This window comes from Flavobacterium facile, from assembly GCF_036321945.1.
Lineage (GTDB): Bacteria > Bacteroidota > Bacteroidia > Flavobacteriales > Flavobacteriaceae > Flavobacterium > Flavobacterium facile.
Genome location: NZ_JAZAYT010000034.1, coordinates 437,760 through 457,209 on the forward strand (window position 1 = coordinate 437,760; position 19,450 = coordinate 457,209).

Annotated in this window: 23 protein-coding genes; 8 read left to right on the forward strand and 15 right to left on the reverse strand. The window is 31.8% G+C overall.

Features of this window, described 5'->3' with window-relative positions:
* Window positions 1-46: 46 nt before the first annotated feature.
* Complete coding sequence (gene tgt, locus UEQ13_RS12525) at window positions 47-1,177, reverse strand: tRNA guanosine(34) transglycosylase Tgt (protein ID WP_329806681.1); 1,131 nt, start codon at window positions 1,175-1,177, stop codon at window positions 47-49.
* A gap of 219 nt (window positions 1,178-1,396) precedes the next feature.
* Between tgt and rplS the strand changes: the two genes are divergently transcribed.
* The 8 genes from rplS (at window position 1,397) to UEQ13_RS12565 (ending at window position 9,996) form a co-directional block, all read left to right on the forward strand.
* Window positions 1,397-1,747 (forward strand): 50S ribosomal protein L19, encoded by a 351-nt coding sequence (rplS, locus tag UEQ13_RS12530; RefSeq protein ID WP_166124690.1) that lies wholly within the window; start codon window positions 1,397-1,399, stop codon window positions 1,745-1,747.
* 215 nt (window positions 1,748-1,962) lie between these two features.
* On the forward strand, window positions 1,963-4,173 hold the full coding sequence (locus UEQ13_RS12535) for an NADP-dependent isocitrate dehydrogenase (protein ID WP_329806682.1): 2,211 nt from the start codon (window positions 1,963-1,965) through the stop codon (window positions 4,171-4,173).
* Between the two features lie 128 nt (window positions 4,174-4,301).
* Entirely contained in the window at window positions 4,302-6,680 is a 2,379-nt protein-coding gene (locus tag UEQ13_RS12540; RefSeq protein ID WP_329806683.1) for a TonB-dependent receptor, read from the forward strand.
* A gap of 4 nt (window positions 6,681-6,684) precedes the next feature.
* Window positions 6,685-7,503: a DUF4249 domain-containing protein gene (locus UEQ13_RS12545; RefSeq protein WP_329806684.1), complete on the forward strand. Its 819-nt coding sequence runs from the start codon at window positions 6,685-6,687 to the stop codon at window positions 7,501-7,503.
* 182 nt (window positions 7,504-7,685) lie between these two features.
* Window positions 7,686-8,348, forward strand: a complete 663-nt coding sequence (locus tag UEQ13_RS12550; RefSeq protein ID WP_329806685.1) for a thiamine diphosphokinase — start codon at window positions 7,686-7,688, stop codon at window positions 8,346-8,348.
* A gap of 95 nt (window positions 8,349-8,443) precedes the next feature.
* Window positions 8,444-8,866 carry a thioredoxin family protein gene (locus tag UEQ13_RS12555; protein WP_329806686.1) on the forward strand — a complete coding sequence of 141 codons (423 nt, stop codon included), beginning with the start codon at window positions 8,444-8,446 and terminating at the stop codon, window positions 8,864-8,866.
* A gap of 26 nt (window positions 8,867-8,892) precedes the next feature.
* Window positions 8,893-9,786, forward strand: coding sequence for an FAD:protein FMN transferase (locus UEQ13_RS12560; protein WP_329806687.1), 894 nt, complete (start codon window positions 8,893-8,895; stop codon window positions 9,784-9,786).
* The gene (locus tag UEQ13_RS12565; protein WP_329806688.1) at window positions 9,787-9,996 is read left to right on the forward strand and encodes a DUF4266 domain-containing protein; all 210 of its coding nucleotides are present in this window, start codon (window positions 9,787-9,789) and stop codon (window positions 9,994-9,996) included.
* Window positions 9,997-10,200: 204 nt separating this feature from the next.
* On the opposite strand, the gene UEQ13_RS12570 is transcribed toward UEQ13_RS12565, so the two are convergent.
* The 14 genes from UEQ13_RS12570 to UEQ13_RS12635 form a co-directional block, all read right to left on the reverse strand.
* Complete coding sequence (locus tag UEQ13_RS12570; RefSeq protein WP_329804631.1) at window positions 10,201-10,839, reverse strand: thymidylate synthase; 639 nt, start codon at window positions 10,837-10,839, stop codon at window positions 10,201-10,203.
* On the reverse strand, window positions 10,832-11,542 hold the full coding sequence (locus UEQ13_RS12575; protein WP_329804632.1) for a DNA adenine methylase: 711 nt from the start codon (window positions 11,540-11,542) through the stop codon (window positions 10,832-10,834). Before UEQ13_RS12575 ends, UEQ13_RS12570 begins: the two co-directional genes overlap by 8 nt.
* A gap of 311 nt (window positions 11,543-11,853) precedes the next feature.
* The gene (locus UEQ13_RS12580) at window positions 11,854-12,231 is read right to left on the reverse strand and encodes a hypothetical protein (RefSeq protein ID WP_329804633.1); all 378 of its coding nucleotides are present in this window, start codon (window positions 12,229-12,231) and stop codon (window positions 11,854-11,856) included.
* A 2-nt stretch (window positions 12,232-12,233) separates the two neighbouring features.
* On the reverse strand, window positions 12,234-12,686 hold the full coding sequence (locus UEQ13_RS12585) for a hypothetical protein (protein ID WP_329804634.1): 453 nt from the start codon (window positions 12,684-12,686) through the stop codon (window positions 12,234-12,236).
* A gap of 1 nt (window position 12,687) precedes the next feature.
* Window positions 12,688-14,181: a hypothetical protein gene (locus UEQ13_RS12590; RefSeq protein ID WP_329804635.1), complete on the reverse strand. Its 1,494-nt coding sequence runs from the start codon at window positions 14,179-14,181 to the stop codon at window positions 12,688-12,690.
* Window positions 14,181-14,993: a hypothetical protein gene (locus tag UEQ13_RS12595; protein WP_329804636.1), complete on the reverse strand. Its 813-nt coding sequence runs from the start codon at window positions 14,991-14,993 to the stop codon at window positions 14,181-14,183. The genes UEQ13_RS12590 and UEQ13_RS12595 overlap by 1 nt, the downstream gene beginning before the upstream one ends.
* Before the next feature lies 1 nt (window position 14,994).
* A complete protein-coding gene (locus UEQ13_RS12600; protein WP_329804637.1) occupies window positions 14,995-15,459 on the reverse strand; it encodes a hypothetical protein in 465 nt (154 codons plus the stop codon).
* Window positions 15,449-16,276 carry a nucleotidyltransferase gene (locus UEQ13_RS12605; protein ID WP_329804638.1) on the reverse strand — a complete coding sequence of 276 codons (828 nt, stop codon included), beginning with the start codon at window positions 16,274-16,276 and terminating at the stop codon, window positions 15,449-15,451. The genes UEQ13_RS12600 and UEQ13_RS12605 overlap by 11 nt, the downstream gene beginning before the upstream one ends.
* A gap of 1 nt (window position 16,277) precedes the next feature.
* The gene (locus UEQ13_RS12610; RefSeq protein ID WP_329804639.1) at window positions 16,278-16,568 is read right to left on the reverse strand and encodes a hypothetical protein; all 291 of its coding nucleotides are present in this window, start codon (window positions 16,566-16,568) and stop codon (window positions 16,278-16,280) included.
* On the reverse strand, window positions 16,569-16,925 hold the full coding sequence (locus tag UEQ13_RS12615) for a hypothetical protein (protein WP_329804640.1): 357 nt from the start codon (window positions 16,923-16,925) through the stop codon (window positions 16,569-16,571). It lies immediately after the preceding gene.
* Complete coding sequence (locus UEQ13_RS12620) at window positions 16,909-17,193, reverse strand: hypothetical protein (protein WP_329804641.1); 285 nt, start codon at window positions 17,191-17,193, stop codon at window positions 16,909-16,911. Before UEQ13_RS12620 ends, UEQ13_RS12615 begins: the two co-directional genes overlap by 17 nt.
* A complete protein-coding gene (locus tag UEQ13_RS12625; RefSeq protein ID WP_329804642.1) occupies window positions 17,180-17,737 on the reverse strand; it encodes a hypothetical protein in 558 nt (185 codons plus the stop codon). The genes UEQ13_RS12620 and UEQ13_RS12625 overlap by 14 nt, the downstream gene beginning before the upstream one ends.
* Window positions 17,737-18,702, reverse strand: a complete 966-nt coding sequence (locus tag UEQ13_RS12630; RefSeq protein WP_329804643.1) for a hypothetical protein — start codon at window positions 18,700-18,702, stop codon at window positions 17,737-17,739. Before UEQ13_RS12630 ends, UEQ13_RS12625 begins: the two co-directional genes overlap by 1 nt.
* The gene (locus UEQ13_RS12635) at window positions 18,699-19,343 is read right to left on the reverse strand and encodes a DUF6046 domain-containing protein (RefSeq protein ID WP_329804644.1); all 645 of its coding nucleotides are present in this window, start codon (window positions 19,341-19,343) and stop codon (window positions 18,699-18,701) included. The genes UEQ13_RS12630 and UEQ13_RS12635 overlap by 4 nt, the downstream gene beginning before the upstream one ends.
* Window positions 19,344-19,450: the final 107 nt, after the last annotated feature.

Consider the following 19,450-nt stretch of genomic DNA (forward strand, 5'->3'; position numbering starts at 1 on the left):
CACAATCCCTTTTAAACTTTTAAACACTAACCTTTTAAACAAAATTTTATAATCTCGTTGTTACTTGTTTTACCATTTTTTCTTTCCATTCTCTGAAAGTTCCAGCTAAGATTTGTCGTCTTGCTTCACGAACCAACCACATATAGAAACCAAGATTATGAATCGTAGCAATTTGTTTTCCTAAAAATTCGTTAGCAATAAACAAGTGACGTAAATAAGCTTTTGAATAATCCGTATCTACATATGTGTGTGCCATGGTATCAATTGGAGAAAAATCTTCTTCCCACTTTTTGTTTTTGATATTGATAAATCCTTCAGAAGTAAACAACATTCCGTTTCTTGCGTTACGAGTTGGCATTACACAATCGAACATATCAATACCTAACGCAATATTCTCTAAAATATTAGCTGGTGTACCCACTCCCATTAAATAACGTGGTTTATCTTTTGGTAAAATAGCCGTTACTACTTCTGTCATGGCATACATTTCTTCTGCTGGTTCCCCAACTGAAAGTCCGCCAATTGCATTTCCAACTTGATTTCTACTTGCAATAAATTCAGCGGATTGTTGACGCAAATCTTTATACGTACTTCCTTGAACAATAGGAAAAAAGGCTTGAGAATAATCGTATTTAAAAGGCAACGTATCTAAATGATTGATACATCTGTCTAACCAACGATGTGTCATGTGCATAGAACGTTGTGCATATCTATAATCGCAAGGATATGGCGTACATTCATCAAAAGCCATAATAATATCGGCACCAATTGTACGTTGCGTTTCCATTACGTTTTCTGGAGAAAAAAAGTGATAAGAACCATCTAAATGCGATTTAAACTTCACACCTTCTTCTTTTATTTTTCTTCGTCCAGACAAAGAATAAACTTGGTATCCACCAGAATCGGTTAAAATATTTCTATCCCAATTCATAAATTTATGTAAACCTCCCGCTTTTTCTAAAACGTCTAATTTTGGTCTTAAATATAAATGATAGGTATTTCCTAAAATAACATCTGGATTAATATCGTTTTTTAATTCGCGTTGGTGAACACCTTTTACAGAAGCAACTGTACCAACTGGCATAAAAATTGGTGTTTCAATTACACCGTGATCTGTAGTTATAAGTCCTGCTCTGGCTTGGCTTTGAGCATCAGTTTTTAATAAATCGAATTTCATTATACTATTTTAATGGGCAAATATAATTTAAAAGATTAGAAGTTAGAAGTTAGAAGTTGGAAGTTTTTACAACTTTACAATAAAATTAACGCTTCAAAGCATTTTGCTTGAGAAATGTTTTGAAGAAATAAAAAATAGTATTACTTTTGCATCCACTTTAACTAACCTCTGGCGAAAGACGCGTATGTTACTTAAAATTAATGATTTATACATATTATTATGTCAAATTTAATGGATTTCGTTCAAAACGAAATGGTATCAAAAAAAGACTTTCCTAACTTTAGCGCTGGAGACACAATTACTGTGTACTACGAAATTAAAGAGGGTGAAAAAACAAGAACTCAGTTTTTTAAAGGAGTTGTAATTCAAAAAAGAGGATCTTCTTCTACTGAAACGTTTACAATTCGTAAAATGTCTGGAGCAATTGGTGTAGAGCGTATCTTCCCAGTTAACATGCCAGCTTTACAAAAAATTGAAATGAACCAAAAAGGTAAAGTACGTAGAGCTAGAATTTACTACTTTAGAGAACTTACTGGTAAAAAAGCAAAAATCAAAGAAAGAAGAGGTTAATCTTTTTATTTGTACTTATAAAAAATCCCGATTCTGTCGGGATTTTTTTTTATCCCTATTTTTCGTATATCAAAATTATCAATTCTGTATTTTTTCGAACTTAAATTATCAAATTCGAAAATGTAACGTTAATTGTATTTTAGTGTTTAATTTAGTCTTCGAATTTCTTATATTTGCTAACCTAAAATTTTAGAAACAAACAAACTACATAAATCATGTCAAAAATTTTTTATACCATTACGGATGAAGCACCAATGTTGGCAACTCACTCGTTTTTACCAATAATTAAAGCTTTTACAAAGACAGCAAATATTGAAGTGGAAACCAGAGATATTTCTTTAGCAGGAAGAATTTTATCTAACTTTCCAGAATATTTAAAAGACAATCAAAAAGTAGCAGACAATTTAGCCGAACTTGGTCAATTAGCTACAACACCAGAAGCAAACATCATCAAATTACCAAACGTTTCTGCTTCTATTCCTCAATTAAAAGACGCTATCGCAGAATTACAAGCACATGGTTTTGCTATTCCAAATTTCCCAGAAGATCCTCAAAACGATACCGAGAAAGAAATCAAAACCAAATATGCTAAAGTTTTAGGTTCTGCTGTAAATCCGGTTTTACGTGAAGGAAACTCTGACAGACGTGCTCCAAAAGCCGTTAAGAATTACGCGAAACAAAACCCACATTCAATGGGAACTTGGAGTGCCGATTCTAAAACAGAAGTCGCACACATGAATGAAGGTGATTTTTATGGAACTGAAACTTCAACTACCGTAGAAAATGATTCGAAATTCAGAATTGTTTTTGAAGGAAATGATGGTTCAACAACTGTTTTAAAAGATTTTTCAAATTTAAAAGCTGGTGAAGTTATCGATAGTTCAGTAATGAATTTAAGAGCTTTAAAAGAATATACAAAAAAAACAATTGCTTACGCAAAAGAAAAAAACGTGATGCTTTCTGCACATTTGAAAGCAACGATGATGAAAATTTCTGATCCAATTATTTTTGGAGCTATTGTTGAAACCTATTTTGAAGATGTTTACACTAAATATGCAAACTTATTCAAATCTTTAGACATTCATCCAAATAGTGGTTTACAAGATTTATACAACAAAATTTCTGGAATTTCTGAAGAAGAAGCCATCAAACAAGATTTAGCAACTGCACTAGCCAAAGGACCAAAAGTAGCAATGGTAAATTCTGATAAAGGAATTACTAATTTCCACGTTTCGTCTGATATTATTGTTGACGCCTCAATGGCTGCCTTAGCAAGAAGTGGTGGAAAAATGTGGAATACAGAAGGAAAAGAAGAAGATACCATTACCATGATTCCAGATCGTTCGTATGCAGGTTTTTACACAGCAGTTATTGACGACATGAAAAAAAATGGTGCTTTAGACCCAAGAACTATGGGTTCTGTACCAAATGTTGGTTTAATGGCTCAAAAAGCAGAAGAATATGGTTCGCACGACAAAACGTTCCAATTGTCTGCAGCTGGAATTGTTAAAGTGGAGAATGAAAACGGAGCAACTTTACTTTCTCAAAAAGTAGAAGCTGGCGATATTTTCAGAATGTGCCAAACTAAAGACGCACCTATTCAAGATTGGGTAAAATTAGCGGTTAATAGAGCACGTTTATCTGATACTCCAGCATTATTTTGGTTAGATAAAGACAGAGCTCACGATAGAGAAATTATCAAAAAAGTTGAGAAATACTTAAAAAATTACGATACAACTGGCTTAGACATCAGAATTTTAGATGTTAAAGACGCGATGACAGAAACGTTAAAAAGAATTAGAGAAGGAAAAGATACCATTTCTGTTTCAGGAAACGTTTTACGTGATTATTTAACAGATTTATTCCCAATTTTAGAATTAGGAACTTCTGCAAAAATGCTTTCAATTGTTCCATTAATGAATGGTGGTGGATTGTTCGAAACTGGTGCTGGTGGCTCAGCTCCAAAACACGTGGATCAATTTGTGGAAGAAGGTTATTTACGCTGGGATTCATTAGGTGAAATTTTAGCTTTAGGTGTTTCTTTAGAACATTTAGGTCAAACTTTAAATAACGAAAAAGCATTAGTTTTATCTGATACTTTAGATCAAGCTACAGAAAAATTCTTAGCGAATGACAAATCTCCAGCTCGTAAAATTGGACAATTAGACAATAGAGGTTCACACTTTTATATCGCTTTATATTGGGCTCAAGCTTTAGCTGCTCAAGATAAAAACGCAGAATTAAAAGCATACTTCACTCCTATTGCTGCAGAAATGACAGCAAATGAAGCAAAAATTGACGCAGAATTAATTGACGCACAAGGTAAACCACAAGAAATTGGCGGGTATTACCAACCAAATGAAGACTTGTTAAACGCAGCAATGCGACCAAGCGCAACTTTAAATGCCATTATAAATAAAATGTAAATTTTGTTTGATTAAATATTTCAAGGCGATGTGAATTAATTTTACATCGCCTTTTTTATTAACTACAACTTAACATATGTTTCGTAACATTATTGCGAAATTTGCGTCAAATTCTGAAACTATTTACGATGAAAAAAATCAGCTTTCTTATACTCCTATTCTCCTTATTTATCACAACTGCTTTTTCACAAGAAAAAGTTACACTTAGCGGAATTGTAAAAGATCAAAAATCTAACGAAACATTAATTGGAGTTACCATTTCATTTGAAAACAGCACCATAAATCGAACTTCATTAACCAATGAATACGGATTTTATTCTATTTCTCTTCCAAAAGGTGAATACACCATTCAAATTAATTCTTTAAATTATGCTGGATTCTCTGAAACGATTAATTTAGAAACTAACACCAAAAAAGACTTAATTTTAACCGAAAAAAACAACGAAATTGAACAAGTTGTAGTCGTTGGAAATTCGAAAAAACTACAAATTGACAAACCAGAAATGAGCGTCAACAAGCTAACCATCGCACAAATAAAATCCATGCCAGCTATTTTAGGTGAAGTAGATGTCATAAAATCTATTTTAACTTTACCTGGTGTAACAAATGCTGGTGAAGGACAATCAGGATTTAACGTTCGTGGTGGTGCTGCCGATCAAAATTTAATTTTATTAGACGAAGCTACCATTTATAATTCTTCGCATTTATTTGGATTTTTCTCTGTTTTTAATGCCGATGCAATTAAAGATTTAAAATTATACAAAGGTGGAATTCCAGCGCGATTTGGTGGAAGAGTCGCTTCTGTTTTAGACATTTATCAGAAAGAAGGAAATAGTAAAAAATTCGGAATGACAGGTGGAATCGGATTAATTTCTAGTAGAATTTTAGCTGAAGGTCCGATTGTGAAAGACAAAGGTTCTTTTTTAGTGGCTGGAAGAAGTAGTTATGCGCACTTATTTTTGAAACTTGCCGACAATGACAACACTGCTTATTTTTACGATTTAAACACCAAAATCAATTACAAACTAAACGAAAATAATAATTTATTTGTCTCAGGATATTTCGGTAGAGATGTTTTTAGTTTGAACAAACAATTCATAAATACGTATGGAAATTCCGTTTTAAACGTGCGTTGGAATCACTTATTTAATAATAAACTATTCTCAAATGCTTCCTTCATTTATAGTGATTATTATTACGGATTGACATTAGATTTCATCGGTTTCAATTGGGAAAGTGGCATTAAAAACTATAATTTCAAATACGATTTCAAACATTATTTATCAGATAATTTCAAATTATTTTATGGTGCCAATGCCATTTATTACGATTTCAATCCCGGAAGAATTGAACCTATAGATTCAGATTCTGGAATTAACGAAAAACAATTAGCCAAGAAACACGCTTTCGAACCTGCTTTTTACATCGATGCAGAACAAAAATTAACCGATAAACTTTCTATTAATTACGGATTAAGATACAGTATGTTTTATCGATTAGGCGAAGAAACTGTAAACATTTACGCCAACAATCAACCCGTAACTTATGATGCCGATTTAGGCATTTACGAAAAAGCAACACCAATTGACACCAGATATTATGGTAAAAACAAAACAATCGCAAGTTTTGATAACTTAGAACCTCGAGTTGCTGTAGCATACACAATTAACGATAAGCAATCTGTTAAAGCGAGTTATAACAGAATGAGTCAGTATTTACATTTGATTTCGAATACGCAGTCGCCAACTCCATTAGACATTTGGACTCCAAGTGATAACTTCTTAAAACCTCAAATTTTAGATCAATTTGCCGTTGGTTATTTTAAAAACTTCAAAGATGGCGATTATACTTTAGAAGTCGAATCGTTTTACAAAACCGTAAAAAACCGATTAGATTATATTGATGGCGCCGATTTAATTGCCAATGAAGCCATCGAACAAGTATTACTTCCAGGAAAAACTCGCGCTTATGGTTTAGAAGTAATGATAAAGAAAAACGTGGGTAAACTTTCAGGTTGGATTTCCTACACACTGTCTCGTTCAGAACAATTAACAGAAGGTAGAACACCAATTGAAACCGGAATAAACAATGGAGATTGGTACAAAACAGGTTGGGATAAAACCCATAATATCTACGTAACTGGAAGTTACAAACTCAATAAAAAATGGAGTTTTGGAAGTATTTTCACTTATCAAACAGGGCAACCTGTAACTTTTCCAACGGCGCAATATCAATATCAAGGTATAAATGTTCCTGTTTATGGAAATAGAAATCAAGATAATTTACCCGCATATCATCGTATTGATGTTTCAGCCACTTTAAATCCAACCAAAAACAAAGGTAGAAAATGGCAAGGTGAATGGGTTTTCTCTGTGTACAATTTATATGGAAGAAAAAATGCAGCTTCCATCAACTTCCGACAAAACCAAGATACAGGATTGAACGAAGCCGTGAAATTATCCATTTTCGGAATGGTACCAAGTGTTACCTATAATTTTAAATTTTAAGACCATGAAAAAACTATCAATATATTTCATCTTATTTCTAAGTATCATCACTGTTTCATGCGAAGAAGTGGTTGATGTAAATTTAAACAAAAGTGAACCAAAACTAGTTATTGACGCTTCTATTAAATGGGAAAAAGGCACTACAGGAAATGATCAGACCATTCGTTTAACTACTACTGGCGATTATTTTAACAACACCGTTCCAGCTGCCAATGGCGCAATCGTTACTATCACCGATTCGAATGCTATTATTTATTCTTTTATCGAAGATGGAGCAACTGGAAATTACAAATGCACCAATTTCAACCCAGTTATAAATGAAGTGTATACACTTTCTGTTAGTTATAAAGGACAAAACTATACTTCTACTGATAAATTATATCCAGTTCCAACGATTATATCAATTGAACAGGATTTAGGAGGTTTTACAGGCAATGAAATCGAATTAAAATATAATTTTCAAGATAACGGAGCCGAAGAAAATTTCTATATGGAAGAATATAAAGTACCATTCAGACCTTTTCCTCTTTTAGGCGTTTTTAATGATGAATTTACCAATGGAAACGAAATGTTTTCTTTAATTATCGATGAAGATTTAGAAGTTGGACAAAACATTAATTTCACGTTACACGGTATTTCAGAACGTTATCACAATTATATGAATATCTTAATTGGCATTTCTGGTGGATTAAGTAACGGCCCTTTCAGCACACCACCAGCAACCGTAAAAGGAAATATCATCAATCAAACTAATGCAGTTGATTATCCGTTAGGGTATTTCAGATTATCTGAAGTAGATGTAAGAAACTACGTAATTCAATAACATAAGCAACATTTGTTTTCAACACAGATTTAGGAAATTATATTAATTTTTTATAATTTCTTAAATCTGTGTTTCTTTTTTTGAGTCAAACTCCTAAAGTCAATAAAAAACTATAACTTTGAAATCAGTATTAAAGTTTCCAGCTAAGAAAACTTGAAACTTGAAACCTTAAACAAAAAAACATGTCTTCACACCACATTGTTCGCGACGATCAAGAACCTGCTTTAATAATTGCGAATGGTTTAGAATGCAATAACGAATTGTTAGGACAACTTTTAGAATGGTCACCTTATGTAATTGTATTAGATTCTGCCATTGAACGGGTGATTGAATTAGGCATAAAAGTAGATGTTTTATTAGGAGATTTTGACAGAGATTTTGATGCTCATTATTACAAAGAAAACCATTATCCTATTGAAATTGTTCACACACCAGATCAAAATAAAACCGATTTACAAAAAGCCTTCGATTTTTTAATAGAAAAAGGTCATAAAGCTGTAAATGTAGTTTGGGCAACTGGCAAACGTGCTGATCATACCTTAAACAACTTATCCACTTTAGCATCTTACCGAAATGATTTAAAAATTGTTTTGTTAGATGACCATTCTAAAGTCTTTTTACTATCTAATTCCTTCAAAAAATGGTATCCAAAAGATGCAATTATTTCACTGATTCCTTTGGGAAAAGTGGAAGGAATTACAACAGAAAATCTTTTTTATCCATTACAAAACGGAAGCTTAGAATTAGGTTATAGAACAGGAAGTAGTAACCATGTTACCGAAGATGGAATCGTTACTATCACTCATGAAAAAGGAAATTTACTTTTGATTGAAAGTTTTGAATAATATTAAAACTTAGACTAATTATAAACTGCTTAAGTTGTAACAAATGTTACAATATTACCTATTTTTTTTCGTTACGTTTACATAAACAATTACAGATGAAAAAATTAATCGCCATAGTACTTTTGTTAGTAAATATTGGGTTTGCGCAACAAACAGGAACTTTTATACAAAAATTAGAAACCGCCAAAACGGAAAATAAAAATGTTTTACTTTATTTCTCTGGTTCGGATTGGTGTGCACCTTGTGTGAAATTTAAAAAATTTATTGTCAACACTCCTGAATTTCAAACTTTTGCAACAGAAAATTTAGTAATTTATAACGCCGATTTTCCTAGACTTTCTAAAAACAAATTAGCGAAAGAAGTAGAAAAAGAAAACGAAACGTTAGCAGACAAATACAATTCAAAAGGCATTTTTCCTTTAATATTATTATTAGATGCTGAAGGAAATGTCATTAAAAAATGGGAAGAATATCCCAAAGAAACAGTTGAAGAATTTATTGGTAAATTGAAAAAATAATGCGTTACAAAAAGAATCTAAAATTGATGGGAAATCGGTTTGAGATTTCTATTTTGGCCAACGATGAAGATTTCGCCAATGCCACAATTGATTTAGCAGTAGCCGAAATCAGCAGAATCGAAAAGCTACTTACTACTTTCTCAACAGATAGTATTACATTTCAAATTAATGAAAATGCAGGAATTCAACCCGTAGTTGTTCCAAAAGAAGTTTTTGATTTAATTTTTCGGTGCCAAATGATTTCGAAAATGACACAAGGCGCATTTGATATCAGCTACGGAAGTATCGATAAAAAATTCTGGAATTTCGACTTAAACATGACGTCTTTACCAGATAAAAATGTAGCCAAAAAAGCAGTTGAACTAATCAATTACGAAAACATCATTCTCAATGAAAAAGACAAAACCGTATTTCTAAAAAACAAAGGAATGCGTATTGGTTTTGGTGGAATCGGAAAAGGCTACGCTGCAGAATGTGCCAAAAAAATATTGCAACAAAATGGAATTGAAAGCGGAATAGTAAATGCTGCCGGAGATTTAACCGCTTGGGGTTATCAAGAAAACGGAGAAGCTTGGACCATCGGAATTGCAGATCCAAATAAAAAAGAAAGTGTATTTTCTACATTTAATATTACAAATACTTCGGTAGCGACTTCAGGAAACTACGAAAAATTTGTACTAATTGACGGAAAAAAATATTCTCACACCATAGATCCGAAAACAGGTTATCCTATTTCTGGAATTAAAAGCGTGACCATAATAGCAGAAAATGCAGAAATTGCTGATGCATTAGCCACACCAGTAACCGTAATGGGAATTGAAGTCGGTTTAAATTTTATCAATCAAATTCCGAATATTGGCTGCATAATTATCGATGATTACGATAAAACATATAGTTCAAAAAACATAAATATTACCTAAATGAGTAAGAAATTAGTATTTGTATTTGCTTTAATAACTTTAGCCAGTTGTTCAGAAGTAAAAGAATATCAGAAATCGAAAATTAACGATTCTGATATGGAATTAGCTGCGAGAAAATCGGAGAAATTCGAAAACACATTTATGTTGTATCGCGAAGCAAGTTCTGGTGCCAATGGTGGAAAAACTGGTGGTGGTTGTGGTTGCAATTAATATTTTAAAGAAATGAAAAAACGTATCATATCTGCCGCATTCTTAGCTTTTTTATTATCCAATACAGTAAAAGCTCAAGACACAAAATCGGATTCAATATAATCGCAAAAACGAATTGTACAAAAGTATAAAACGAATTGTGCGATTTCCAGACAAATATAACACAAAGGCATCACATAATCGTGATGCCTTTTTAAATGCTAATTAACCAACGTTTAAATTGAATTTAACCACCTCACCACTCAATAACTCCTTTGTGTTGTCTATATTGTTGTCATAGATGTGCACATTACCTAAAAACAATGTAATCGACTTCAATTGTATACCGATTTGCTTACTTATCAAGTACAAATGATAAATATCTGAAGGCAAACCTAAACTCGCATCACTTGAGCGCTGATATGCGCTAACAATAAGTTTACCTTTTTCTATTTGGAACTGAATCAAACTAAGGCAAGGCTGTTGATTGCTTTCTGTGTTGTTAGAACCCAGAAATAATACATAATTCTTAGATGTACGCTTTTCTTTATTGATTTTTTCAATCAACTTAGGTAATTGCTCAAAATAGGTTGGATAACTATTTACTAATATTGGACCGCAATAATCCCACCAACTCACACCGATATTCCTATACGCCTCTGTAGAGCGTTCACCAGCCATAAACAATACTAATTCATCTTTTAGCTTCTTTTTAGCAACAGAGTGTCCCTCAAACAACTCCAGTAAGTCAATTGGCTTTAATTCTAAAGTTTGGTTTAGTAAATACGTTATTGATCCTTTTTTATTGGTTTGGACTTTGCCTTTATCAATAATTTTCGATAATATTTGATGGTACTTATTCATATTTGTAAAGCATTATATCAGTGTAACTTGACTGATATGTAACAGTCGCATTCATTGTTTGCGTTGATGCTCCTGTAAATGGATTTGACATTGGTGTTTTAGTTTCAATCCATTCGCATAGCTCAATAATTGATGACTTGTTTGATGTGAAATAAAAGTATTTTGTGCCATTCAGAACTTCCAAAACATCTAAATAATCACGAAGCTTCCAACAATTCTTATAAGTACTCACATCGGTTGACAAATACGGTGGGTCAACTAAAAAAATAACATTTTCAGTGTCCTTGTATTTTGTAAATAATTCTTTGTAGCATTCAGTTACAATTACTAATCCGTCTAAATATCCGTCAACATCATAGTTAGATTGTCTAACCGTATTGTATAAAGTTTCTTTTTGTAATTGTTCAAATGAAAGAACATATTTCATACTAAAAAGTATCGAACTGGATAATGTAATATAATCAACATAGCCGCTTTTTTCTTCTTGCTCCACCCTTTTAAATACCTGATCTCTTTTGTCGCCAATAATTCGTTGGTCTTTTGGATAATCTTTCAGAATAACTCTAATATCCGCAATAAGTTGATTAGTCTTATCTACGTTTTTAAGTCTTAAACTAAAATTATCATAGTCATTATAAATTACTTTTGCATTTGGATAATGTGATTTTACGGTATGACTTAACAAGCCGCTTCCGCCAAACAAATCTACATAAGTAGCTGTATTTGAATAATTTTCTAATGCTGGCTTAAATTGTTTTAAGAATTTTCGTTTTTGCCCATAAACGGCAAAGGTGCCGATGTAAAAATTTTCTTTTTTAATTCCATTCGATTTTTTGATTGATGATTGATTATTAATTTTTGATGACTATATTTGCACTTCTCACACCTATAACAAAAAAAGCCAACGACAACTAGAAGACTTTGTCCTCCAGTAGCCGTTGGCTCGTTTGTTTAAAAAGGTGTGAGAAGCTTTTTTTAATGCTGGAGGATTTTTTACTTCATACTCCATTGAAGTTATATCTCTACGATACTATTTTTACAATGCTCTTTATCGAATTTGTCCAGGATAAAAACAATAATTTTTCCAAGTCGACTTAGCGTGTTATTACGTTGGTTTTTTCCTAATGCGCTGCTAATTGTTTCGTTTACATTTCCGAATTTGTACGGTTCTATTTCAATTATTCTATCGTAAGACCAGTATTCTTTTTTCACTTTTACCATAGTGGCGTTTAAAAACGTTCGAAAGTTTCTATTGCCAAACTTATCAATATCAATTGCAGTTTCTTTAAAATAAGAGTTACTTAAACCGTGTTTAAACGAAACTATTACCCAATTAATTGGCGTTAAAATTATCCATAAGATAGTGGCGATGATGTAAAGTAATATTCCCATAATTATTCAATTTTATTTCCTTCTACAAAAATTTCGTCTTTGATTGCATCAGAAACGCCTAACATGTTGGCAAGATTAATGAAGTCTTTATGGTATCGATTGAAGCTTACGGCATCTTCTAAACGATCTATGAGTTCATCTTTATCATCTTGCGAAAAAGTTTTATTTAAAGCTAAATTTTTCAAGTATTCTAAAATAATATCATACGAATAAATAGTGCTTCTACGAATTTGAATCTTAAACTTCATGCGTGAAATTTCTTCTGGAACTTTAGGTTTTTTAGTAAATTCTTCCCCGATTTCTATCCAATTTCCATCTATAAAAAAAGAATTTGATTTTCCGTTATATAATTCGGAAACTGCTTTTTTGGTAATTGGGATTTTTTCGTCTTCGTAATTTCCTGAAAATCTATTTTCGTGTCCTTCAGGTGGGTTTTTTAAAACTGTTGCTTTCATCTTAAATAATTTCTTCTAATTCAATTAAAAAACTATTTGCTTGGATTGTTAAATATCCTGTGTCGGTTTTCAAAAGGACGGTTAAAAAAGAGCCTTTTTCTAAAGTTTGACTTGGATAAATATCAGAAGTGTTTGTAAACTCGTTTTTTCTAGTTCCAGCATTACCGTTATTTATTAAAAATTTCGCTACGGTTCTATTATTTATTGTATAAACTCCCGATACATCAAAAGCATAAATACTCATTGTAATATCTACACCTAAATTATTATGATTACACAAAACTCTTTTTATTTTTGACTTAAAAGGAACGATAAATCTTAATGTTCGATAATCATACAACAAGTCATTGACCTCGTCCATACCACCTTGTATATATCTACCGAAATCTGTAAATGTTGAACCAAATCTTTCAAAAGGAGTTAAATTTATAAAGTGTTGAGCTCCGTTATTTTGGTATAATTCGAAGTTTATAAAATGACTTCTTAAACCACCGCCCAACTCACTAACAGGCTTCATACCCTGAGTTCCATCAGCATTTTTCACATAAACTTTATCTACATCAACTGTTGAAACTTTGTCTAGTTTTGCTGGATCATCACCCCAGCTTTTAAAAAAATCAATTATATTATTAGTCATTACCTTAAGCAAAATTTTTCCATTATTAGGAATTATAATACTTGAATTACTATCGAAATTAAAGGGAACAATTGCTGTTAAATTATTGTGTAATAATTCAACATTATGACCGCTTCTGTTTATTAAATAAATTGGTTTTCCTTTATGAGGCCATTCCGCTAAAGTTGGATTAGCTGCTAAATCTATTAAAGAAAATCCTTTTACTGAAGTCAACGAACCAGTTAATTCTATTGTCCCAAAACCACTTACGTTAAAAGGAATTTCAACATCAGCACCTGAAGCATTGAAAGTATATACCTTGTCGTAATCTTTTTTATTGAATATATTTCCTATAGTTGGAGTGTCTGGCTCACCAACTTCGGAATCATTTACAGGAATAAAAGTATATTCTAATGTATTTACTGGTTTCGTTGGAGGAACTGGGTTATCAGATACTTCAACGCCTTGTACTAAAACAAATTGATTATTCATGTTTAAAACAACTCTATCAGTTCTAACCATACCTGCAGCACATAATGGAATGGGTATTTCAATATCTGCTGAATTAGTGAACTCTTGAGCTTTTATATTCCAACGTGAATTAGCAAGAGCTTTAAATACATTATCCTGTTTTATGAATCCACTATCAACAACTATAGTATTGATTTCGGAAAATTTATCAAACAATTCTGTATGAGCATTTGGATCATTGAAATGCTCATTAACTGGCGTAAGCAATTCGTTTAAGCCTTCAATTTTAGCGACAGGTATGTTTTCATCTTTATGATGATAAGAATCTAACCAAGCCCAAAATTGTGATTGTGTTGGAAACATTCCTGTTTTAAACCAGTTCTTTAATGTATTTTTTGATGTTGCCATTATCCTACGTATTTAATGAAATGAACTACTCTGTAAGGTGACATATTAGTATGTGCTTTATCTTCACCCCCTGATGGTATATTTTGTGTAAACATTGCGCCCGCGCCTGAACTCGCTATACTTGTACCACCTGGTTGTACAGTTTCGTTACCGACGGTTCTTGTTAAATTATAATTTGGTAATTCTGGCTTAGTCAATTTATGCTCACGTTTTCCGCCAGTATTATTTAAAATTTCTAATCCATAATTTGTATTGTCTGATCCTTGTGTATAAGACGGATCCACACCAACAGGCATACGTCCTCTTAATGGTAAGTATTCCGCCCAACCAACAGGAATTTCTACAGCTGGTCTGTCCCAAATTGCTATCATTCCTACGGGAATTGCATCAGGTTGCGCCTCTAAAGTTTCAACACGAGTAGTTAAATTTTGTATCAATGTTGTCAACTGAGTAGTTGTTTCTGGACGTTTAAAATCAGCCCATAAAATACTTCCAACACCAGTTCCAAACTGTACGTGTTTTATTTCTTTAATTTCTTTTGTGGTTAAATCTTCAAATTCGGCGCTTTGAGTTGTGGTTATAATAACAACACTACCTTGAGCCGTACCGCCTAAAAAAGGATAAATTTCTCCATCAATATGAACAAATCCGTTACTAATGTTTGAGCCCGTAGCAACACAACCTGAAATAATTGTTTTTGGACCAGCTAACGCACCTAAACAATTAAATATTTCAAAGGCTTTTTGCATACCCTCAAGTATGTTAACTTCAAATGGAAATCCGCCTGTTTGTAAAAAATTATATGTATTCATTTTATATTGGAATAATTAGATATCGTTTACTTGCTAGTCTATATAATTCAACTATGTGTTTAATTTCGTAAATGCTGGATGCAATGATTTCTGGCGGAACATGAACATAAAAATCTACTCCCGTGCCAAAATATTCAGAACTGGTTTTAATGAAAATTTTACCTAAATAAACTGGCTTATTTTCTGATGTTGTATAAATGTAATCTCTTGGAAAAGAATCTCCATCACTTATATATATCCGTCTTAAACTTGGGTCTAAAAAATCATTTAAAGCATTTCTCAATGAATAAACTTGACCTGTGTGATTAATTATATACCAATCACGTTCACGCTTTGAAAGCCATTGAATATGCAGCAATTGAATTGGCAAAACCAATGCCGACAAAAAGGCTAATATTTTAGGTTTTCGCAAAAATGTAGGCGTTAATAGTGCTGCTAATTGATTATAATTAATATTAAACCACATAAGTAATATTCGTAAAATCTGTTATTTTAAAGTAGCCCGCTTCAGGTGTTTTTGAAACTGAAATATTTGTAAAATCAATTTCATTATATGCCTTTGAATTCATAGATAAGATATTCACATTATCCACTCCTGGTAACTCACGCAATCTTTCAATTAAATCGTTTATTACTAATTCGCCATTAAAATCTAATTGCTTTAAATATTGATTAATTCGTAGCTCTACAGGTCTATCACCGTCTAAAATGCTTTGCCCATTAGCGTCAATTACTAAGGGATTTCTAAACACTTGCATAATTATTTTTAGTTCGTCTGCTGGGTAGTTTACAATCGATAATTTAACACCCGCCCATTTAAACCAGTCCTCCATATAAGCAATAAAGGCACTTTCCTGTTCTGGAGTTAGCTCCTGCAGCTCGCCGCCAACTTCGCCCGCCGTTTTTATAATCAAGCGGGCACTTTGGCTGGATTCTTTGACCGAGCAATATTTTATAATTTTTGAAGCTTCAATTTCTTCTGGAGTGTAACCCGTATTATCAAATTCAATTGAGTCTGGCAATAATGGAAATCCGTATTGAAAATTTAAGGCTGCGTTTTTGTAATCATTTGGTCGCCCAGCTTTTTGCTCATTTATTGCTGTGTCAATTTGAGCAGAATGGATGTCGAAAAGTTTTTCAAGTGACCAGATAGCAAAAGAAACTATAAATATGATCAGTCTATAAATTGAAACTCTACTTGTAGAATTTAAATCCTGCAAATTTTCATTAGATGCAATTTCATTTAATATTTGTGCTTGTATTTCGTTGATACTTCTTGCCATTTTATGATACTTTGAAATTATTTTCTATTTGCATATATCCTAGTCCACTTTCGTTTAAAACATCAATTAACTCAGCACTTAAATAAGTTGCGATTTTTTGGCTTTTGTTTTTAAAATATCTTGTTAAATCTGGATTGTTGTGTTCAGATAATTTTATGTCTAATTTTTGTCCTGGCATTAATTCATCTGTAATAGAAACACCATTAACTAATGCTACGTCAAAACAAGCTAAACAAGTACCATGCTCTTGAATAGCAATATCAATCAACGATTGTTTTTCAATTACAGTCATTTAAGGATGTTCTTTTTTATATTTATTAAATTCTCGAACTTTATCGTCGTACATTTTTTTATATAAAATGGTTTGTTTTTTATGATACGCGATTTCTTGCATTAATAATTGTTCTTTATTTTCAAAAAGAATCGCTATGTTTTTTGCTTGTAATTCAATATCTAAATACTTTTTTTGATATCGATCTCCTAAATCGTCCAGTGAGTCTTTATATAGCTTTACTACTTTTGAACCGTTATCAATTTCGGTAGTGTTTATATCGGCGTTTTGTTTTCTTTTAGTTATAAACCATGTAATAAAAGATGTAATAATTAGTATTAATATTTGACCGATGTAATCTTTAAACAATTCTACCATAACTAATTTTTTGTTTTATATCTTGAAAATTTTTATTATCTAAATTCATTTGTGTTTCAAGATGTCTTTCAATTTTTTCTTTGTCAAAACCACCTCTAATCATTGTTACTAAATTTGCTCCAATCAAAGGATCACTTTTCAATTCGCCTTGGTTCATTTGTAAAATAATACCAACTTCTTGTATTTCGCTTTCGCCAATTAAAAAATCACCATTTATAATTTGCAAATCATTCTCATTACCTAATAAAATATCCTTAGCCTTTTCCATGCTTAATTGTTTGATTTTCTATATTAGAAAAATTTGATTTTGCCAATCCAACAAAAGTTGATGAAGCAGTTTTTAAACTCGCGCCACCATCATTAGGTACTGGTGTCCAGTTTTGAAATGCCATTTGTATTTTTTCTATAATTAAGGTGTTTTTGTCCAATTGAGTTTTTAACTCTTTTGCATTTACAACACCTCCAAATTCATCACCATTAATTGTCATTAAACCATCGTTTAAACTGAATTTAAAACCCGATTTATCAATGATTTCAATTTCTTCAATTTCTTCACACAAAATCATAAAACAAGCTTCACCATTATGAATTGCTCCAACAAGTGCAATTGTTCCAATTTTTGGTTTAATATTAAATGATCCAATTCCTAAAACAACATCATGGTATTCCAAATTATTCAATTCGCCAATTGCAGTCATTGTCTTATTGTCCCAATCAATTTCACTTACTTTTACCCATTCCGTTTGAACAGGTATTTTTGAATGAATTTTATTAGCTAATAACTTTTTAAATTCTAGTAATTTATTACTCATTATTCTGCTTTTTTATCTAAATATATTTCTTGATGGTACTTTGGAGAATCGTCAAAATTCTTTACCACTTTTTTAATAAAATACAAACCTTTTCTATCTGGATATTCATTACTAATCAATTTAGCTTTCATTCCATGATGAACGCTTGGCGACCCAAAAGCAGTTATATGACCTTCAAAGCCTTCAACTTTAAATTTTTCATAATCTGCTTTTACAAGTTTTAAAACTTCGGCTTCTAATTTTATATTATAATAAGACAAATGTTGTTCTGTGCCTTTATCATCGCCAAATTCTGCTGTTATTTTTCTTCCGTTTGGTAAGGTGGAAACCCCTTTGATTTTTATTAAAACGTCTTCTTTATTTTTGTACTGTAATTGATGATCAACAATGTTTTGATTAAAATTAAAAACAACAGGAATTGCCGTATCATCTGTATAAATTTTACCAACTACTAATGTTCTACCTTTAAAATAGCTGTAAATGTTTATACCTTGTAACTCTTCCAATACTTTTGCTGTAGTAGTATTTGGAAACCTTTTTGTCCCTATATTAATATCAGCGACATCAATTTCAATTCCTGCAGGAATTATGGCTCTGACTAAATCAATTAGCTTTGTTGAACGCATTGAAATGTTTACTTGATGCTTTTTTAACAAATACATATAATCATCACATTTGATAACTATTGGAAAATCTGCAGAAACTTCATTTATAAAACCATCAAACTCTAATATCAAATTTTCGTCATAACCTAAATAAATTAAAACAGGATCACCTTTTTTAAAAATGGTTTTTACATTTTTTTTATCAAAGTCCTTTACGTTTCTGGGTAATTTTATAATTGCTGTATTAGTCAAATTTTCCCATGTTTCTTCAATAGTAACTCCGTTTACTTTTCTAATTATTATTTCCTCTCGGTTTTCTCGAGCTGGAAATATAATTTTAGAAACCATAGCCACTGTCATACTGTTGATTTTATATTTAATTCAATTGGTTCGTCTGATAATGCGTTTATTGTAAAAGCTCTAATATTTGGCTTACCTCGCATTCCTTCAATAGAAACACTTAAAATTGTTAAATAATTAATGTTTTTTTCTCTGAAAATTGGACTGATAACACCTATTGAATCCGCTAATGTTTCCCAACTTATTACTTCTTTTTCTTGGTCTTTTGGTTTTTTAAAACCTTGAGGCTGTCCAGATTCTTCAATAAAAAAACCATTTATTGTAATCTTCCAATCATCAAATCCATATTGTTCTTTTACGGTTCCACGACCACCGTTAACTTTGGTAACTCCAATTATTTTTTCACGATTAAATGAAACTACCGTTGAAATTGGTAAACGAAAATCCGATTTTTGAATATCAACTATTTCGCCATTTGTATTGTATGCTTTATAAGTTCCTTCCAAAAACGTTATTGGTGAAACTATAGGAGTTCCTAAAGCTGTAACATCAGTAACTTCATCGGATTCAATTACGGAAATTCCATTAAACAGCCCGTTAGGGTCGTTAGGTTTGTCCTCAATTTCAATACCATACGAATCACGTATTTTTAGCCCAAAGGCTTCTAAAAACAAATTCGGGATGTTATATTCTGTTGCCATTAGTTTGCTGCTATTAATGCGTCTTTAATTGTGTCGTTTATTCTACCAACCACATGCTCTGTAATTTTTTCAAAATTTTTCAAATCTTCTTTTGCTACTTTGTAAGT

Excerpts from the sequence above, each read along its gene's own strand:
- UEQ13_RS12630 (WP_329804643.1), bottom strand. The coding sequence starts at position 18,702 with ATGACAGTGGCTATGGTTTCTAAAATTATATTTCCAGCTCGAGAAAAC.
- UEQ13_RS12585 (WP_329804634.1), bottom strand. The coding sequence starts at position 12,686 with ATGAAAGCAACAGTTTTAAAAAACCCACCTGAAGGACACGAAAATAGA.
- UEQ13_RS12555 (WP_329806686.1), top strand. The coding sequence starts at position 8,444 with ATGAAAAAATTAATCGCCATAGTACTTTTGTTAGTAAATATTGGGTTT.
- UEQ13_RS12550 (WP_329806685.1), top strand. The coding sequence starts at position 7,686 with ATGTCTTCACACCACATTGTTCGCGACGATCAAGAACCTGCTTTAATA.
- UEQ13_RS12535 (WP_329806682.1), top strand. The coding sequence starts at position 1,963 with ATGTCAAAAATTTTTTATACCATTACGGATGAAGCACCAATGTTGGCA.
- UEQ13_RS12610 (WP_329804639.1), bottom strand. The coding sequence starts at position 16,568 with ATGACTGTAATTGAAAAACAATCGTTGATTGATATTGCTATTCAAGAG.
- UEQ13_RS12625 (WP_329804642.1), bottom strand. The coding sequence starts at position 17,737 with ATGAGTAATAAATTACTAGAATTTAAAAAGTTATTAGCTAATAAAATT.
- UEQ13_RS12635 (WP_329804644.1), bottom strand. The coding sequence starts at position 19,343 with ATGGCAACAGAATATAACATCCCGAATTTGTTTTTAGAAGCCTTTGGG.
- UEQ13_RS12570 (WP_329804631.1), bottom strand. The coding sequence starts at position 10,839 with ATGAATAAGTACCATCAAATATTATCGAAAATTATTGATAAAGGCAAA.
- UEQ13_RS12540 (WP_329806683.1), top strand. The coding sequence starts at position 4,302 with ATGAAAAAAATCAGCTTTCTTATACTCCTATTCTCCTTATTTATCACA.
- UEQ13_RS12605 (WP_329804638.1), bottom strand. The coding sequence starts at position 16,276 with ATGGCAAGAAGTATCAACGAAATACAAGCACAAATATTAAATGAAATT.
- UEQ13_RS12600 (WP_329804637.1), bottom strand. The coding sequence starts at position 15,459 with ATGTGGTTTAATATTAATTATAATCAATTAGCAGCACTATTAACGCCT.
- UEQ13_RS12580 (WP_329804633.1), bottom strand. The coding sequence starts at position 12,231 with ATGGGAATATTACTTTACATCATCGCCACTATCTTATGGATAATTTTA.
- UEQ13_RS12560 (WP_329806687.1), top strand. The coding sequence starts at position 8,893 with ATGGGAAATCGGTTTGAGATTTCTATTTTGGCCAACGATGAAGATTTC.
- UEQ13_RS12595 (WP_329804636.1), bottom strand. The coding sequence starts at position 14,993 with ATGAATACATATAATTTTTTACAAACAGGCGGATTTCCATTTGAAGTT.
- UEQ13_RS12590 (WP_329804635.1), bottom strand. The coding sequence starts at position 14,181 with ATGGCAACATCAAAAAATACATTAAAGAACTGGTTTAAAACAGGAATG.
- UEQ13_RS12565 (WP_329806688.1), top strand. The coding sequence starts at position 9,787 with ATGAGTAAGAAATTAGTATTTGTATTTGCTTTAATAACTTTAGCCAGT.
- UEQ13_RS12545 (WP_329806684.1), top strand. The coding sequence starts at position 6,685 with ATGAAAAAACTATCAATATATTTCATCTTATTTCTAAGTATCATCACT.
- UEQ13_RS12615 (WP_329804640.1), bottom strand. The coding sequence starts at position 16,925 with ATGGTAGAATTGTTTAAAGATTACATCGGTCAAATATTAATACTAATT.
- UEQ13_RS12620 (WP_329804641.1), bottom strand. The coding sequence starts at position 17,193 with ATGGAAAAGGCTAAGGATATTTTATTAGGTAATGAGAATGATTTGCAA.
- rplS (WP_166124690.1), top strand. The coding sequence starts at position 1,397 with ATGTCAAATTTAATGGATTTCGTTCAAAACGAAATGGTATCAAAAAAA.
- tgt (WP_329806681.1), bottom strand. The coding sequence starts at position 1,177 with ATGAAATTCGATTTATTAAAAACTGATGCTCAAAGCCAAGCCAGAGCA.